Origin of the sequence: Leifsonia sp. fls2-241-R2A-40a (assembly GCF_030209575.1) — a bacterium.
Taxonomy (GTDB): Bacteria; Actinomycetota; Actinomycetes; order Actinomycetales; family Microbacteriaceae; genus Leifsonia.
Genome location: NZ_JARVRS010000001.1, coordinates 2,272,530 through 2,287,525, shown reverse-complemented (window position 1 = coordinate 2,287,525; position 14,996 = coordinate 2,272,530). Strand labels below are relative to the sequence as shown.

Genomic DNA, 14,996 nt, shown 5'->3' with positions numbered 1-14,996 from the left:
CTCGCGGGTGGCTACTTGACGGAGCCACCTGCGGCGACGATCTTCTGCTCGGCAGAGCCGGAGACCTTGTCGACCGCAACGTTCAGCTTAACCGCAATGTCCCCGTTGCCGAGAACCTTGACCTTCTCGTTCTTGCGAACGGCGCCCTTGGACACGAGGTCGGCGACGGTGACGTCACCGCCGGACGGGTACAGCTCGGCGAGCTTCTCCAGGTTCACGACCTGGTACTCGACCCGGAACGGGTTCTTGAAGCCGCGCAGCTTCGGCGCACGCATGTGCAGCGGAAGCTGACCACCCTGGAAGCCCGGGCGCACCTGGTAGCGCGCCTTGGTTCCCTTGGTACCACGGCCGGCCGTCTTACCCTTCGAACCCTCACCGCGTCCGACGCGGGTCTTGTCCTTCTTGGCACCCGCGGCGGGGCGGAGGTGGTGCACCTTCAGGACCTGCTCGCGGGGCTCCGCGACGTCCTTCTTGGCCGACGACTTCGCGGACGCCTTTGCGGCCACGGTGTCGTTCTTGGAGGCGGCGACCTTGTCGGCGTCGGCCGAAGCCGTTGCCTTCTTGGCCGGAGCCTTCTTCGCGGTGCTCGTCTTCTCGGTGGTCGCCTTGTCGGCGGCCTTCGTGCTCGCGGCCTTGGTCGCGGGCTTCTTGGCCGGCTTCTCAGCGGCCTCTGTGGTGGCCTTGTCTTCAGCCATTAGTCAATCTCCTCGACCTTCACCAGGTGGGCGACGGTGTTCACGTACCCGCGGTTCTGCGGGTTGTCCTCGCGGACGACGACGTCACCGATGCGCTTCAGACCCAGACTGCGAAGCGTGTCGCGCTGGTTCTGCTTCTCGCTCACTTTCGACTTGATCTGCGTGATCTTCAGACGCGCAGCCATCAGGCACCTGCCTTCGCGGTCGCGGCGGCCTCAGCCAGCGCTGCCTCGGTGCGAAGCAGGCGAGCCGGAGCCACCTGGTCGTAGTCGAGGCCACGACGTGCGGCGACGGCGCGGGGCTCCTCGAGCTGCTTCAGCGCCTCGACGGTCGCGTGCACGATGTTGATCGTGTTCGACGAGCCGAGCGACTTGCTGAGGACGTCGTGGATCCCGGCGCACTCGAGCACGGCGCGGACCGGGCCACCGGCGATAACACCGGTACCGGCAGCGGCCGGACGCAGGAGGACCACACCGGCAGCGGCCTCACCCTGCACGGGGTGCGGGATGGTGTTGCCGACGCGCGGGACGCGGAAGAAGTTCTTCTTCGCCTCCTCGACGCCCTTCGAGATCGCCAGCGGCACCTCGCGGGCCTTGCCGTAGCCGACGCCCACCAGACCGTTGCCGTCGCCGACGACCACGAGAGCGGTGAAGCTGAAGCGACGACCACCCTTCACGACCTTGGAGACGCGGTTGATGGTGACGACGCGCTCCAGGAACTGGCTCTTGTCGGCGTCACGGCTGCCACGGTCGCGGTTGGGGTTGCGCTCGCGGCCACCGCGGCGCGGCTCGCGCTCGCTCCGCGTGTTGTTGTCGGTGCCCGCAGCCGTCTCGACCGGCTGCGCGCTGTCCGTTACCTGATCGGCCACGGTCTGCTCCTTGTTGTTCTCGTCGCTCACAGGTTCAGTCCGCCCTCTCGAGCGCCCTCGGCGACAGCGGCGACGCGGCCGGCGTACTTGCTGCCTCCGCGGTCGAACACGACGGCCTCGACACCGGCGCTCTTCGCGCGCTCGGCGACGAGCTCTCCGACCTTGCGGGCCTTGGCGGTCTTGTCACCCTCGAAGGTGCGCAGGTCCGCTTCCATGGTCGACGCGGAGGCCAGCGTGTGACCCTGCGCGTCGTCGACGACCTGCACGAAGACGTGGCGGGCCGAGCGGGTGACGACCAGGCGCGGGCGAACCGCGGTGCCCTCGATCTTCTTGCGAAGGCGGGTGTGACGGCGGTCGCGAGCGGCCGCCTTGCTCTTTCCTCTGGTACCCAGAGCCATGATTACTTACCAGCCTTTCCGGCCTTGCGACGAACGACCTCGCCGGCGTAACGCACACCCTTGCCCTTGTACGGCTCGGGCTTGCGGATCTTGCGGATGTTCGCGGCGACCTCACCGACGGCCTGCTTGTCGATTCCGGCCACGGTGACGCGGTTGTTGCCCTCGACCGTGAACGTGATGCCGGCAGGCGGCTCGACGGTGACCGGGTGCGAGAAGCCGAGCGCGAACTCGATGGCCGCACCCTTCTGGGCGACGCGGTAACCGGTTCCGACGATCTCGAGGCCCTTGGTGTAGCCCTGGGTCACGCCGATGATCTGGTTGTTGATGAGGGTGCGGGTGAGGCCGTGCAGCGAACGCGAGGCGCGCTCGTCGTCCGGACGGGTCACGAGCACCTGGTTGTCCTCGAGCTTGACCTCGATCGGGTTCGCGACGGTGAGGCTGAGCTCACCCTTCGGGCCCTTGACGGTGACGGCCTGGCCGTCGATCCTCACATCGACTCCGGTGGGGACGTCGATGGGCAGTCTTCCAATACGCGACATGGCGGGTTACCACACGTAGGCGAGGACTTCCCCACCCACGCCCTTCTTCTCAGCCTGACGGTCCGTGAGCAGACCGGAGGAGGTGGACAGGATGGCGACGCCGAGCCCGCCGAGCACCTTGGGGAGCTCCGTGGACTTCGCGTAGACGCGAAGGCCGGGCTTCGACACGCGCTTGATACCGGCGATGGAACGCTCGCGGTTCGGACCGAACTTGAGCTGCAGGGTCAGCGTCTTCCCGACGCGTGCGTCGGCGACGTCCCACCCGGCGATGTAACCCTCGTTGGTGAGGATCTCGGCGATGTGGGCCTTGAGCTTCGAGTGCGGCATCGACACGGTGTCGTGGTGAGCCGAGTTCGCGTTGCGCAGTCTGGTCAGCATGTCTGCGACCGGATCTGTCATGGTCATTGCGGTTTTCCTTCGTTCACCAGGTTTCGTTCAGCCGTTACACGACTGACGACCTGTGGTGGAGGCGGGCCGGCCGGTTGGCCGGCCCGCGGGTGGGCCTAGTTGGCCGCGTCGTTGGAACGGAAGGGGAAGCCGAGCTGTTTGAGCAGCGCGCGGCCCTCTTCGTCGTTCTTCGCGGTGGTCACCACAGTGATGTCCATTCCGCGGACGCGGTCGATGCGGTCCTGGTTGATCTCGTGGAACATCGACTGCTCCGTGAGACCGAACGTGTAGTTGCCGTTGCCGTCGAACTGCTTGTCCGAGAGGCCGCGGAAGTCGCGGATTCGGGGCAGGGCGAGCGACAGCAGGCGGTCGAGGAACTCCCACATCCGGTCGCCGCGCAGCGTGACGTGCGCGCCGATCGGCTGACCCTCGCGCAGCTTGAACTGCGCGATGGACTTGCGGGCCTTGGTGACCTGCGGCTTCTGGCCGGTGATCAGGGTGAGGTCGTTGACCGCACCATCCATCACCTTGCCGTCGCGGGCCGCCTCGCCGACACCCATGTTGACCACGATCTTCACGAGACCGGGCACCTGGTGCACGTTCGTGAAGCCGAAGTCTCCCTGGAGCTGCTGGGAGATCTCGTTCTTGTACTTCTGCTTCAGGCGCGGCTGGATTTTGCCAGCAGCGGTTGCAGTGTCGGTCATTACAGGTCCTTACCAGACTTCTTGGCGTAACGAACGCGGACCGTCTTGGTGACGCCGTCCTTCGTGACACTCTCGGTACGGAAGCCGACGCGCGTCGGCTTCTTGGTCTCGGGATCGACCAGGGCCACGTTGGAGACGTGGATCGAGGCCTCGTGGGTCTCGATGCCGCCGGTCTTCGTGCCACGCTGCGTCTGGCCGACGCGCACGTGCTTGGTCACGAAGTTGACGCCCTCGACGATGACGCGGTTCTTCTCGACGAGAACCTCGATCACGCGACCCTGCTTGCCACGGTCACCACCGCGGGCCTGCGAGCGGCCCGAGATGACCTGGACCAGGTCGCCCTTCTTGATGTTCGCCATGGGTTACAGCACCTCCGGTGCGAGCGAGATGATCTTCATGAACTTCTTGTCGCGGAGCTCGCGGCCGACCGGTCCGAAGATACGAGTGCCGCGGGGGTCACCGTCGTTCTTCAGGATGACAGCGGCGTTCTCGTCGAACTTGATGTAGGAGCCGTCCGGGCGGCGGGTGTTCTTGCGAACACGCACGACGACCGCCTTGACGACGTCGCCCTTCTTGACGTTCCCACCCGGGATCGCGTCCTTGACCGTGGCGACGATGACGTCGCCGAGGCCTGCATAGCGACGGCTGGAGCCACCGAGCACGCGGATCGTGAGGAGCTCCTTGGCGCCGGTGTTGTCGGCGACCTTGAGTCGGGATTCCTGCTGGATCACTTGGCCTTCTCCAGAATCTCAACCAGGCGCCAGCGCTTGCTGGCGCTCAGGGGACGGGTCTCGTTGATGAGAACGAGGTCGCCGATGCCGGCGGCGTTGTTCTCGTCGTGCGCCTTCACCTTGGAGGTGCGGCGGAGGACCTTGCCGTACAGGGGGTGCTTCACGCGGTCCTCGACCTCGACGACGATGGTCTTGTCCATCTTGTCGCTGACGACGTAACCGCGACGGGCCTTGCGGTACCCGCGGACGAGGGCCTCGTCGGCCGCCGACTCCGCGGCCGTGGCCTTGGTGGTCTCAGCCATTACTTGGCCTCCTCATTCGTGGTGTCGACCTCGGCTGCCTCGGCGGCCGGGGCCGCCTTCTTGGCACGGGTCTTCTTCTCCTTGGCCGGCGCAGCCTCGGTCGCAACCGGGGTCGGCCGGATCCCGAGCTCACGCTCGCGGATCACGGTGTAGATACGAGCGATGTCGCGCTTCACGGCGCGCAGGCGGCCGTGGCTCTCGAGCTGGCCGGTGGCCGACTGGAAGCGCAGGTTGAACAGCTCTTCCTTGGCCTTCTTCAGCTCGTCGACGAGACGCTCGTCTTCGAAAGTGTCGAGCTCGCTCGAGGCAAGCTCCTTGGATCCGATCGCCATTACGCGTCGCCCTCCTCGCGCTTGATGATGCGTGCCTTGAGGGGCAGCTTGTGGATTGCACGGGTCATGGCCTCGCGAGCGAGCTGCTCGGAGACTCCGGAGACCTCGAAGAGGACGCGACCCGGCTTGACGTTGGCGACCCACCACTCCGGCGAACCCTTACCGGAACCCATGCGGGTCTCGGCAGGCTTCTTCGTGAGCGGACGGTCGGGGTAGATGTTGATCCACACCTTGCCGCCACGCTTGATGTGACGCGTCATGGCGATACGAGCGGACTCGATCTGACGGTTGGTCACGTAAGCGGGCGTCAAGGCCTGGATGCCGAACTCGCCGAAGGAGACCTTCGTGCCACCGGTCGCCTGGCCGCTACGGCCGGGGTGGTGCTGCTTGCGGTGCTTGACTCTGCGTGGGATCAACATGGTTATGCCTCAACTCCTGCTGCGGCCGGCGCGTTCGCGGTCTCGGGGGCGTTGCCCCGGCCACCACGGCGCGGACGGTCGTTGCGGTCGCGAGACGGCTTCTGGTTGGCCTGCTCGCGAGCCAGTTCCTTGTTCGTGATGTCGCCCTTGTAGATCCACACCTTGACACCGATGCGACCGAAGGTGGTCTTGGCCTCGTAGAAGCCGTAGTCGATGTTGGCGCGGAGCGTGTGCAGCGGCACACGACCCTCGCGGTAGAACTCGGAGCGGCTCATCTCGGCGCCGCCGAGACGGCCGGACACCTGGATGCGGACACCCTTGGCGCCGGCACGCTGCGCGCCCTGCAGACCCTTGCGCATCGCGCGGCGGAAGGCCACGCGGGCGGAGAGCTGCTCGGCGATGCCCTGTGCGACGAGCTGGGCGTCGGCCTCGGGGTTCTTGACCTCGAGGATGTTCAGCTGGATCTGCTTGCCCGTGAGCTTCTCGAGGTCGGAGCGGATGCGCTCGGCCTCGGCGCCACGACGACCGATCACGATGCCCGGGCGGGCGGTGTGGATGTCGACGCGGACGCGGTCACGGGTGCGCTCGATCTCGATGCGGGACACGCCCGCGCGGTCGAGCGACGTCTGAAGCAGACGACGGATCTTGACGTCCTCAGCGAGGTAGTCGCTGTAACGCTGACCCGGCTTCGTGCTGTCCGAGAACCACCGCGACACGTGGTCGGTGGTGATGCCCAGACGGAAGCCGTACGGATTGACTTTCTGACCCATTACTTGCTCGCCTTCTTGCTGACGGGGGCGGCCTCTGCCTCATCCGGCGTCGCGAGGACGATCGTGATGTGGCTGGTGCGCTTGTTGATGCGGAAGGCCCGGCCCTGTGCACGCGGCTGGAACCGCTTGAGGGTGGTCCCCTCGTCCACGAAGGCGCGGCTCACGTACAGGTCCTGCTCGTCCAGGTAGGTGTTGCTCTGGTCGGCCTTGACCCGCGCGTTGGCGATGGCCGAGGCGACGAGCTTGTAAACCGGCTCGCTCGCGCTCTGGGGGGCGAACTTCAGGATGGCCAGGGCCTCCTGAGCCTGCTTGCCGCGGATCAGGTTGACGACGCGGCGGGCCTTCATGGGGGTAACGCGGATGTGTCGCACTCGGGCGATCGACTCCACCATTTTTCTCCTCCTTACGCCACCGCGGTCAGCGGCGGCGACCCTTCTTGTCGTCCTTCACGTGTCCACGGAAGGTGCGCGTCGGCGCGAACTCGCCGAGCTTGTGACCGACCATGGTCTCGGTGACGAACACCGGGATGTGCTTGCGACCGTCGTGCACCGCGATGGTGTGACCCAGCATGGCGGGGACGATCATCGAGCGGCGCGACCAGGTCTTGATCACGTTCTTGCTGTTGGCCTCGTTCGCGGCGACCACCTTGCGAAACAGGTGCTCGTCGACGAAGGGGCCCTTCTTGAGACTGCGTGGCATCTTCTCGAACTCCTACTTGCGCTTCTTGCCGGCGTTACGACGGCGGACGATGAGCTTGTCGCTTTCCTTGTTGGGGTGGCGCGTACGGCCTTCCTTCTGACCCCACGGGCTGACCGGGTGGCGTCCACCGGAGGTCTTGCCCTCACCACCACCGTGCGGGTGGTCGATCGGGTTCATCGCGACACCGCGGACGGTCGGGCGGACGCCCTTCCAGCGCATGCGGCCGGCCTTGCCCCAGTTGATGTTCGACTGCTCGGCGTTGCCGACCTCGCCGACGGTCGCGCGGCAGCGCGCGTCGACGTTGCGGACCTCGCCCGAGGGGAGGCGCAGCTGGGCGTAGGGGCCGTCCTTCGCGACGAGACGGACCGAAGCACCGGCGGAGCGGGCCATCTTGGCGCCGCCGCCCGGCTTCAGCTCGATCGCGTGCACGACGGTACCGGTCGGGATGTTGCGCAGCGGCAGGTTGTTGCCGGGCTTGATGTCCGAGCCGGCACCCGACTCGACGACGTCCCCCTGCTTCAGTCCGGCCGGAGCCAGGATGTAGCGCTTGGTGCCGTCGACGAAGTGCAGGAGCGCGATGCGCGCCGTGCGGTTGGGGTCGTACTCGATGTGCGCGACCTTGGCGTTGACGCCGTCCTTGTCGTTGCGACGGAAGTCGATCACGCGGTACTGGCGCTTGTGGCCACCACCGATGTGACGGGTCGTGATGCGGCCCTGGTTGTTGCGGCCACCGGTCTTCGACAGCGGACGGAGAAGGGACTTCTCCGGCGTCGAGCGGGTGATCTCGGCGAAGTCGGCGACCGAGGAGCCGCGACGACCGGGGGTCGTGGGCTTGTAATTACGAATAGCCATGTCTGTCTTCCTCTAGTCCTTCGCTCAGCCGACGGCCGTGAAGATGTCGATGGAACCGGACTTCAGCGTGACGATGGCGCGCTTGGTGTCCTTGCGCTTGCCGGTGCCGAAGCGGGTGCGGCGGGTCTTGCCCTGACGGTTGAGGGTGTTCACCGACGCGACCTCGACCTTGAAGATCGACTCGATCGCGAGCTTGATCTCGGTCTTGTTCGAGCGCGTGTCGACGACGAAGGTGTACTTGCCCTCGTCGATCAGGCCGTAGCTCTTCTCGGACACGACCGGGGCGATGATGATGTCGCGCGGGTCCTTGTTGACGGCGGCCATTACGCGTTCACCTCTTCCTTGTTGCTCTTGCTTGCGATGAACGCCTCGAGGGCGGCCTGCGAGAAGACGATGTCGTCGCTCACCAGGACGTCGTACGCGTTCAGCTGGTCCTGGGTGAGCACGTGCACCGTCGGTACGTTGCGGACGCTCTTGAAGGCCAGCTCGTCGTCGCGCTCGAGCACGACGAGGACGTGCTTCGAGGTCGCGATGCCGCTGAGCAGCTCGACGACGGCCTTGGTCGAGGGCGCGTCACCGGAGGTGAAGGCCTGGACGGCGTGGATGCGGGAGCCGCGTGCGCGGTCCGAGAGAGCGCCGAGCAGAGCAGCGGCGATCATCTTCTTCGGGGTGCGCTGCGCGTAGCTGCGCGGCGTCGGGCCGTGGACGATGCCACCACCGGTCATCTGGGGGGCGCGGATCGAGCCCTGACGAGCGCGACCGGTTCCCTTCTGCTTGAACGGCTTGCGGCCGGCGCCGGAGACCTCGCCACGACCCTTGGTCTTGTGCGTGCCCTGGCGCGCCGCAGCGAGCTGGGCCGTCACGACCTGGTGGATCAGCGGGATGTTGGTCTGTGCGTCGAACAGGGCCTCGGGAAGCTCGATGGAGCCGGCCTTCTTGCCCTTGAGGTCGACGACGTCAATCGAGGTAGCCATTTACTCAGGCCCCCTTCACTGCGTTGCGGACGAAAACGATGCGGCCACGAGCACCGGGAACGGCACCCTTGACCAGCAGCAGGCCCTTCTCGGCGTCGACGGCCTGAACCTTGAGGTTGAGGACGGTGACGCGCTCGCCTCCCATGCGACCGGCCATGCGCATGCCCTTGAAGACACGGCTCGGGGTCGAGGAGGCGCCGATGGAACCCGGCTTGCGGTGGTTGCGGTGCGCACCGTGCGAAGCGGAGACGCCCTGGAAGTTGTGGCGCTTCATCACACCGGCGAAGCCCTTACCCTTCGACGTGCCCACGACGTCGACCAGCTGGCCGGCCTCGAAGGTCGCGTCGACGGTGAGTTCCTGGCCGGCCGCGTACTCGCCGGCGTCGGCGGTGCGGACCTCGGTGAGGTGGCGACGAGGCGTCACGCCCGCCTTGTCGAAGTGACCGGCGGACGGCTTGTTGACCTTGCGCGGGTCGATCTGGCCGTAAGCGATCTGGACGGCGTTGTAGCCGTCGGCTTCGGGGGTGCGGACCTGGGTCACGACGTTCGGCGTGATCTCGATGACGGTCACGGGGATGAGCTTGTTGTTCTCGTCCCAGACCTGGGTCATTCCGAGCTTCTTGCCGAGGAGGCCGCGCGAAGTCTTGGTCTCGATGTTGGACATGCTGGCACTCCCCCTTAGAGCTTGATCTCGATGTTGACGTCGGCGGGCAGGTCGAGACGCATGAGCGAGTCGACGGCCTTCGGCGTCGGGTCGATGATGTCGATCAGCCGCTTGTGCGTGCGCATCTCGAAGTGCTCGCGGCTGTCCTTGTACTTGTGGGGAGAACGGATGACGACCACCACGTTCTTCTCGGTGGGAAGCGGCACCGGGCCGACGACGGTCGCGCCTGCACGGGTCACCGTGTCGACGATCTTGCGCGCCGAGGTGTCGATGACCTCGTGGTCATACGACTTAAGCCGAATGCGGATCTTCTGTCCCGCCATGTCTGACTCTCTCTCTTGTTATGGCGTCGTACGAGACGGCTCTCTCGAGCTGTTCTTCGCATTGGACGCGGTGCGACGTACGCGTGGGGAACGCCACTATTCTTCTGTCAACTCTCTCGGCCAGGCCTCCCGGAGGCACAGGGATAGCCCCTGGCTTCTGAGGTGGTCGAATTGAGCGTGTCCTGCTGCCTGCGGCCTAACCTCGACCCGCCGATCTCGCTGTGGACCCGTGCGGTGGGCTATGCACTGCCTGGCAGTGATCCGGTCGAAGCACACGTAGGCGTACTCGTTCCGAAATGTTGAACTAGACAAGTTTGCCAGATCGGGAGCGATGCTGCAACCCGGGCGTGTCGCGCAGGGAATCCGCTAGTGCCACCACCCCGGTCGGTGCGGCACCATGAGCTTGCACGTTCGTCACCAGCTGCAGTCATGCCAGGGGGAGGAGCAGGGGATGCGAGACGAAGAGGACGGGGGCTCGCCTCAGATCGATTCGTGCACACTCATCGTGCGTCTGACGTCGGGCATCGAGCTCGAGTACGACCTCGATCCGCGGAGGGTCATCACCCTCTGACCGTCGCGGAGCCCGGAGACAGAGGAGCGGGGCCGGCTGTGCCGACCCCGCTCGAGTGGCGCCTCGCGCCGCCACTCAGCTGAATGTTGCACGACCGCTAGGCGGTCCCCGAACTTCCGTTGCGAGAATCTGTCAGCGGCGTGTGCTGGTTTGCGAGGCCGTGGGAATCCATAGGCGCTCCTCTCATCGACGGAACCGTCCGGTTGAAACGGTGCCTCAATTGTGCGACCGCGAAGCCGAGAGGTAAAGCTCTGACGCGGGACTGCCAGGAACGCGAAAGAGGGCCGGGCCATAGGCCCGACCCTCTCACGAGTGAAGTCGCGAAGGACTTACTTGCTGATCTTGGTCACCGTACCGGCGCCCACGGTGCGGCCACCCTCACGGATGGCGAAGCCGAGGCCCTCCTCCATGGCGATCGGCTGGATCAGCTCGACCGACATGTCGGTGGTGTCGCCGGGCATGACCATCTCGGTGCCCTCGGGCAGCGAGATGACGCCGGTGACGTCGGTGGTACGGAAGTAGAACTGCGGACGGTAGTTCGTGTAGAAGGGGTTGTGACGTCCACCCTCGTCCTTCGAGAGGATGTAGGCAGTGCCCTCGAAGTTGGTGTGGGGGGTCACAGAACCCGGCTTCGCCACGACCTGACCGCGCTCCACGTCCTCGCGCTTGGTACCGCGGAGGAGCAGACCACAGTTCTCGCCGGCCCAGGCCTCGTCGAGCTGCTTGTGGAACATCTCGATACCAGTGACCGTGGTCTTCTGCGTCGGGCGGATGCCGACGATCTCGACCTCGGAGTTGATGGCGAGGGTGCCACGCTCGGCGCGGCCGGTGACGACCGTGCCACGACCGGTGATCGTGAAGACGTCCTCGATCGGCATCAGGAACGGCTTGTCCTTGTCGCGGACCGGGTCCGGGATGGAGTCGTCGACGGCCTCCATGAGGTCGAGGATGGACTGGGTCCACTTCTCGTCGCCCTCGAGAGCCTTCAGGCCCGAGACGCGGATGACCGGGGCGTTGTCGCCGTCGAAGTCCTGGCTGGAGAGCAGCTCACGGACCTCGAGCTCGACGAGCTCCAGGATCTCCTCGTCGTCGACCATGTCGGACTTGTTCAGCGCGACGAGCAGGTACGGCACGCCGACCTGCTTGGCGAGCAGAACGTGCTCACGGGTCTGAGCCATCGGGCCGTCGGTGGCGGCGACCACGAGGATCGCGCCGTCCATCTGAGCAGCACCGGTGATCATGTTCTTGATGTAGTCGGCGTGACCCGGGGCGTCAACGTGCGCGTAGTGGCGCTTCGGCGTCTCGTACTCGACGTGGGAGATGTTGATCGTGATACCACGCTGACGCTCTTCCGGAGCCGAGTCGATCGACGCGAAGTCGCGCTGCACGTTGGTCGCCGACGGGTACTTGTCAGCAAGCACCTTGGAGATCGCCGCGGTGAGCGTGGTCTTGCCGTGGTCGACGTGACCGATGGTTCCGATGTTGACGTGCGGCTTAGTCCGCTCGAACTTGGCCTTAGCCACTGTGGGTCCTCCTCAGGACTCTCGTGCAGGTCCCCCGGTCGATGGGTTTCGACCGGAGGTTCTGCGGGATTGGTTTCTTATGTTACGGGATGTTGCCTGGAAGCAGCGACCGAGGTCACTCGCCCTTGCTCTTCTGGACGATCTCGTCGGCCACAGCCTTCGGGACCTCCGCGTAGCTGTCGAACTGCATCGAGTACACCGCGCGGCCCGAGGTCTTGGACCGCAGGTCTCCGATGTAGCCGAACATCTCCGACAGCGGGACGTTGGCACGCACCACCTTGACACCGCTGGCGTCCTCCATGGACTGGATCTGCCCGCGACGGGAGTTCAGGTCGCCGATGACGTCGCCCATGTACTCCTCCGGCGTACGGACCTCGACCGCCATGAGCGGCTCGAGGAGCACCGGGTTCGCCTTACGAGCAGCCTCCTTGTAGGCCATCGAGCCGGCGATCTTGAACGCCATCTCCGAGGAGTCGACGTCGTGCGCTGCACCGTCGACGAGCGTCGCCTTGACGCCCACCGTCGGGAAGCCGGCGAGCACGCCGACCTGCATCGCGTCCTGGATTCCGGCGTCCACCGAGGGGATGTACTCGCGCGGGACGCGACCACCGGTGACGGCGTTCACGAACTCGTACGAGGTCTCCGGGGTGACCTCCATGGGCTCCAGGCTGATCTGCACCTTTGCGAACTGACCAGAACCACCGGTCTGCTTCTTGTGGGTGTAGTCGTACTTCTCCACCGGGCGGCGGAGGGTCTCGCGGTAGGCCACCTGGGGCTTGCCGACGTTCGCCTCGACGTTGAACTCGCGCTTCATGCGGTCGACGAGGATGTCGAGGTGGAGCTCGCCCATGCCCTTGATGACGGTCTGGCCGGTCTCCTGGTTCTGCTCGGTGCGGAACGTCGGGTCCTCTTCGGCCAGCTTCTGGATCGCGGTGCCCAGCTTCTCCTGGTCGGCCTTGGTCTTCGGCTCGATGGCGACCTCGATCACCGGCTCCGGGAAGGTCATCGACTCGAGCACGACCTGGTTGTCCGGGTCGCTCAGGGTGTCACCGGTGGTGGTGTCCTTGAGGCCGATCACCGCGTAGATGTTTCCGGCGGTGACGTAGTCGACCGGGTTCTCCTTGTTGGCGTGCATCTGGAAGATCTTGCCGATGCGCTCCTTCTTGCCCTTGGTCGAGTTGACGACCTGGGCACCGGAGTCGATGCGACCCGAGTAGACGCGCACGTAGGTGAGACGACCGAAGAACGGGTGCACGGCGACCTTAAACGCCAGAGCCGAGAACGGCTCGGTGGCGTCCGCGTGACGCATGATGACCTGCTCCTCGTCGCGCGGGTTGTGCGCCTCGATGGCGGGCACGTCGAGCGGCGACGGAAGGTAGTCGATCACGGCGTCGAGCATCGGCTGCACGCCGCGGTTCTTGAACGCGGAACCACAGAGAACGGGGTAGATCTCGTTGTTCACGGTGAGCTTGCGGATGGCCGCCTTGATCTCCGGAACGGTGATCTCCTCGCCGCCGAAGAACTTCTCGAGCAGCACGTCGTCGGTCTCGGCGACGGTCTCGATCAGCTTCGCGCGGTACTCCTCGGCCTTGGCCTGCAGGTCGGCGGGGATCTCCTGGACCTCGTACTTGGCGCCCATGGTGACATCACCCTTGGCGTCGCCCGGCCAGACCAGCGCGCGCATCTCGATCAGGTCGACGACGCCGATGAAGTCGGACTCGGAACCGATCGGGAGCTGCATCACCAGCGGCTTGGCGCCGAGGCGGGAAATGATGGTGTCGACCGTGAAGTAGAAGTCGGCGCCCAGCTTGTCCATCTTGTTGACGAAGCAGATGCGCGGAACGTTGTACTTGTCGGCCTGGCGCCACACGGTCTCCGACTGGGGCTCCACGCCCTCCTTCGCGTCGAAGACGGCGACCGCGCCATCGAGCACACGGAGCGAGCGCTCCACCTCGACGGTGAAGTCCACGTGACCCGGGGTGTCGATGATGTTGATCTGGTTCTTGTTCCAGAAACAGGTGACGGCCGCGGACGTGATGGTGATGCCGCGCTCCTTCTCCTGCTCCATCCAGTCGGTGGTCGAGGCGCCGTCGTGCGTCTCGCCGATCTTGTGGTTGACGCCCGTGTAGAACAGGATGCGCTCGGTCGTGGTGGTCTTGCCGGCATCGATGTGGGCCATGATGCCGATGTTGCGGACCTTGTTCAGGTCAGTGAGCACGTCCTGTGCCACAGGGTTCCTCCGAAAAGTAGAAAGTGGAAGGTGTGCCGCCCGGGCGCGGCACCTCTGAGAGATGCAACGCCCGGACGGCCAGCCATGTTCCGGTAAACGCGGTTTACCAGCGGTAGTGCGCGAAGGCCTTGTTCGACTCGGCCATCTTGTGCGTGTCCTCGCGGCGCTTGACAGCGGCGCCGAGGCCGTTGGAGGCGTCGAGGATCTCGTTGGTGAGACGCTCGGTCATCGTCTTCTCACGACGACCCTTGGCGTAGCTGGTCAGCCAGCGGAGCGCGAGGGTGTTCGCGCGGTGCGGCTTGACCTCGACCGGCACCTGGTAGGTCGACCCACCGACACGGCGGGAGCGGACCTCGAGGGTCGGGCGGATGTTGTCGAGAGCCTTCTTCAGCGTGGTGACCGCGTCCTGACCGGACTTGGTGCCGACGCCCTCGAGCGCGTCATAGACGATGCGCTCGGCGAGGCCCTTCTTGCCGTCGAGGAGGATCTTGTTGACGAGCTGGCTGACGACCGGCGATCCGTAGACCGGGTCGGCGACGACGGGGCGCTTCGGAGCGGGACCCTTGCGAGGCATTACTTCTTCTCCATCTTCGCGCCGTAACGGCTGCGAGCCTGCTTGCGGTTCTTGACGGCCTGGGTGTCCAGGGCGCCGCGAACGATCTTGTAGCGGACACCCGGGAGGTCCTTCACACGACCGCCGCGGACGAGCACCATCGAGTGCTCCTGCAGGTTGTGGCCCTCACCGGGGATGTAAGCGGTGACCTCGGTCCCGTTCGACAGCTTCACGCGGGCGACCTTGCGGAGCGCCGAGTTCGGCTTCTTGGGGGTGGTGGTGTACACGCGGGTGCACACGCCGCGCTGCTGGGGGTTGGCCTTCAGGGCGGGAGCCTTGGTCTTGGTGACCTTCGGCGTCCGTCCCTTGCGGACCAACTGCTGAATGGTTGGCACTGAACTTCTCCTTTTATGGACTGCACGGTGACAGTTGTTGCCTTTTTCCCCATGAGCGACCAACCCG

The 14,996-nt window shown here is 65.6% G+C and carries 24 protein-coding genes; all 24 read right to left on the bottom strand.

Translation table 11 applies throughout. The features are described 5' to 3' along the window. Window positions 1-11: 11 nt before the first annotated feature. The 24 genes from rplO to rpsL all read right to left on the bottom strand — a co-directional run bounded on the left by rplO (window position 12) and on the right by rpsL (window position 14,929). The gene (gene rplO / locus QRN40_RS11370; protein ID WP_285115747.1) at window positions 12-695 is read right to left on the bottom strand and encodes a 50S ribosomal protein L15; all 684 of its coding nucleotides are present in this window, start codon (window positions 693-695) and stop codon (window positions 12-14) included. Continuing rightward, window positions 695-880 carry a 50S ribosomal protein L30 gene (gene rpmD, locus QRN40_RS11365; protein WP_064109770.1) on the bottom strand — a complete coding sequence of 62 codons (186 nt, stop codon included), beginning with the start codon at window positions 878-880 and terminating at the stop codon, window positions 695-697. Before rpmD ends, rplO begins: the two co-directional genes overlap by 1 nt. Next, window positions 880-1,593: a 30S ribosomal protein S5 gene (gene rpsE, locus QRN40_RS11360; RefSeq protein WP_018191952.1), complete on the bottom strand. Its 714-nt coding sequence runs from the start codon at window positions 1,591-1,593 to the stop codon at window positions 880-882. Before rpsE ends, rpmD begins: the two co-directional genes overlap by 1 nt. Then, a complete protein-coding gene (rplR, locus tag QRN40_RS11355; protein ID WP_285115746.1) occupies window positions 1,590-1,961 on the bottom strand; it encodes a 50S ribosomal protein L18 in 372 nt (123 codons plus the stop codon). The genes rpsE and rplR overlap by 4 nt, the downstream gene beginning before the upstream one ends. A 2-nt stretch (window positions 1,962-1,963) precedes the next feature. Further along, window positions 1,964-2,500 carry a 50S ribosomal protein L6 gene (gene rplF, locus QRN40_RS11350; RefSeq protein WP_285115744.1) on the bottom strand — a complete coding sequence of 179 codons (537 nt, stop codon included), beginning with the start codon at window positions 2,498-2,500 and terminating at the stop codon, window positions 1,964-1,966. Window positions 2,501-2,506: 6 nt separating this feature from the next. After that, window positions 2,507-2,905, bottom strand: coding sequence for a 30S ribosomal protein S8 (rpsH, locus tag QRN40_RS11345; protein ID WP_285115743.1), 399 nt, complete (start codon window positions 2,903-2,905; stop codon window positions 2,507-2,509). Between the two features lie 98 nt (window positions 2,906-3,003). Continuing rightward, window positions 3,004-3,591: a 50S ribosomal protein L5 gene (gene rplE, locus QRN40_RS11340; protein WP_285115742.1), complete on the bottom strand. Its 588-nt coding sequence runs from the start codon at window positions 3,589-3,591 to the stop codon at window positions 3,004-3,006. Next, window positions 3,591-3,950 (bottom strand): 50S ribosomal protein L24, encoded by a 360-nt coding sequence (gene rplX / locus QRN40_RS11335; RefSeq protein ID WP_285115741.1) that lies wholly within the window; start codon window positions 3,948-3,950, stop codon window positions 3,591-3,593. The genes rplE and rplX overlap by 1 nt, the downstream gene beginning before the upstream one ends. Window positions 3,951-3,953: 3 nt before the next feature. Further along, on the bottom strand, window positions 3,954-4,322 hold the full coding sequence (gene rplN / locus QRN40_RS11330) for a 50S ribosomal protein L14 (RefSeq protein ID WP_021759574.1): 369 nt from the start codon (window positions 4,320-4,322) through the stop codon (window positions 3,954-3,956). Then, entirely contained in the window at window positions 4,319-4,624 is a 306-nt protein-coding gene (gene rpsQ, locus QRN40_RS11325) for a 30S ribosomal protein S17 (protein ID WP_285115740.1), read from the bottom strand. The genes rplN and rpsQ overlap by 4 nt, the downstream gene beginning before the upstream one ends. Continuing rightward, window positions 4,624-4,956 carry a 50S ribosomal protein L29 gene (gene rpmC / locus QRN40_RS11320; RefSeq protein ID WP_285115739.1) on the bottom strand — a complete coding sequence of 111 codons (333 nt, stop codon included), beginning with the start codon at window positions 4,954-4,956 and terminating at the stop codon, window positions 4,624-4,626. Before rpmC ends, rpsQ begins: the two co-directional genes overlap by 1 nt. Continuing rightward, entirely contained in the window at window positions 4,956-5,375 is a 420-nt protein-coding gene (gene rplP, locus QRN40_RS11315) for a 50S ribosomal protein L16 (protein ID WP_018191961.1), read from the bottom strand. Before rplP ends, rpmC begins: the two co-directional genes overlap by 1 nt. Window positions 5,376-5,377: 2 nt before the next feature. After that, window positions 5,378-6,145, bottom strand: coding sequence for a 30S ribosomal protein S3 (rpsC, locus tag QRN40_RS11310; protein ID WP_285115738.1), 768 nt, complete (start codon window positions 6,143-6,145; stop codon window positions 5,378-5,380). Next, window positions 6,145-6,537 carry a 50S ribosomal protein L22 gene (gene rplV, locus QRN40_RS11305; protein ID WP_285115736.1) on the bottom strand — a complete coding sequence of 131 codons (393 nt, stop codon included), beginning with the start codon at window positions 6,535-6,537 and terminating at the stop codon, window positions 6,145-6,147. The genes rpsC and rplV overlap by 1 nt, the downstream gene beginning before the upstream one ends. 25 nt (window positions 6,538-6,562) lie before the next feature. After that, window positions 6,563-6,844 carry a 30S ribosomal protein S19 gene (rpsS, locus tag QRN40_RS11300; RefSeq protein WP_018191964.1) on the bottom strand — a complete coding sequence of 94 codons (282 nt, stop codon included), beginning with the start codon at window positions 6,842-6,844 and terminating at the stop codon, window positions 6,563-6,565. Between the two features lie 12 nt (window positions 6,845-6,856). Next, complete coding sequence (gene rplB, locus QRN40_RS11295; protein ID WP_285115735.1) at window positions 6,857-7,696, bottom strand: 50S ribosomal protein L2; 840 nt, start codon at window positions 7,694-7,696, stop codon at window positions 6,857-6,859. A gap of 24 nt (window positions 7,697-7,720) precedes the next feature. Then, window positions 7,721-8,020 carry a 50S ribosomal protein L23 gene (gene rplW / locus QRN40_RS11290; RefSeq protein ID WP_285115734.1) on the bottom strand — a complete coding sequence of 100 codons (300 nt, stop codon included), beginning with the start codon at window positions 8,018-8,020 and terminating at the stop codon, window positions 7,721-7,723. Then, window positions 8,020-8,670 carry a 50S ribosomal protein L4 gene (rplD, locus tag QRN40_RS11285; RefSeq protein ID WP_285115733.1) on the bottom strand — a complete coding sequence of 217 codons (651 nt, stop codon included), beginning with the start codon at window positions 8,668-8,670 and terminating at the stop codon, window positions 8,020-8,022. The genes rplW and rplD overlap by 1 nt, the downstream gene beginning before the upstream one ends. A gap of 4 nt (window positions 8,671-8,674) precedes the next feature. Continuing rightward, the gene (gene rplC, locus QRN40_RS11280; RefSeq protein WP_285115732.1) at window positions 8,675-9,334 is read right to left on the bottom strand and encodes a 50S ribosomal protein L3; all 660 of its coding nucleotides are present in this window, start codon (window positions 9,332-9,334) and stop codon (window positions 8,675-8,677) included. Window positions 9,335-9,348: 14 nt separating this feature from the next. Next, a complete protein-coding gene (rpsJ, locus tag QRN40_RS11275) occupies window positions 9,349-9,657 on the bottom strand; it encodes a 30S ribosomal protein S10 (RefSeq protein ID WP_018191969.1) in 309 nt (102 codons plus the stop codon). Between the two features lie 900 nt (window positions 9,658-10,557). Continuing rightward, window positions 10,558-11,751, bottom strand: a complete 1,194-nt coding sequence (gene tuf / locus QRN40_RS11270) for an elongation factor Tu (RefSeq protein WP_285115731.1) — start codon at window positions 11,749-11,751, stop codon at window positions 10,558-10,560. Between the two features lie 115 nt (window positions 11,752-11,866). Then, a complete protein-coding gene (gene fusA / locus QRN40_RS11265) occupies window positions 11,867-13,981 on the bottom strand; it encodes an elongation factor G (protein WP_285115730.1) in 2,115 nt (704 codons plus the stop codon). A 103-nt stretch (window positions 13,982-14,084) separates the two neighbouring features. Continuing rightward, a complete protein-coding gene (gene rpsG, locus QRN40_RS11260) occupies window positions 14,085-14,555 on the bottom strand; it encodes a 30S ribosomal protein S7 (RefSeq protein ID WP_090035893.1) in 471 nt (156 codons plus the stop codon). Beyond that, window positions 14,555-14,929 carry a 30S ribosomal protein S12 gene (rpsL, locus tag QRN40_RS11255; RefSeq protein ID WP_011186743.1) on the bottom strand — a complete coding sequence of 125 codons (375 nt, stop codon included), beginning with the start codon at window positions 14,927-14,929 and terminating at the stop codon, window positions 14,555-14,557. Before rpsL ends, rpsG begins: the two co-directional genes overlap by 1 nt. Window positions 14,930-14,996: the final 67 nt, after the last annotated feature.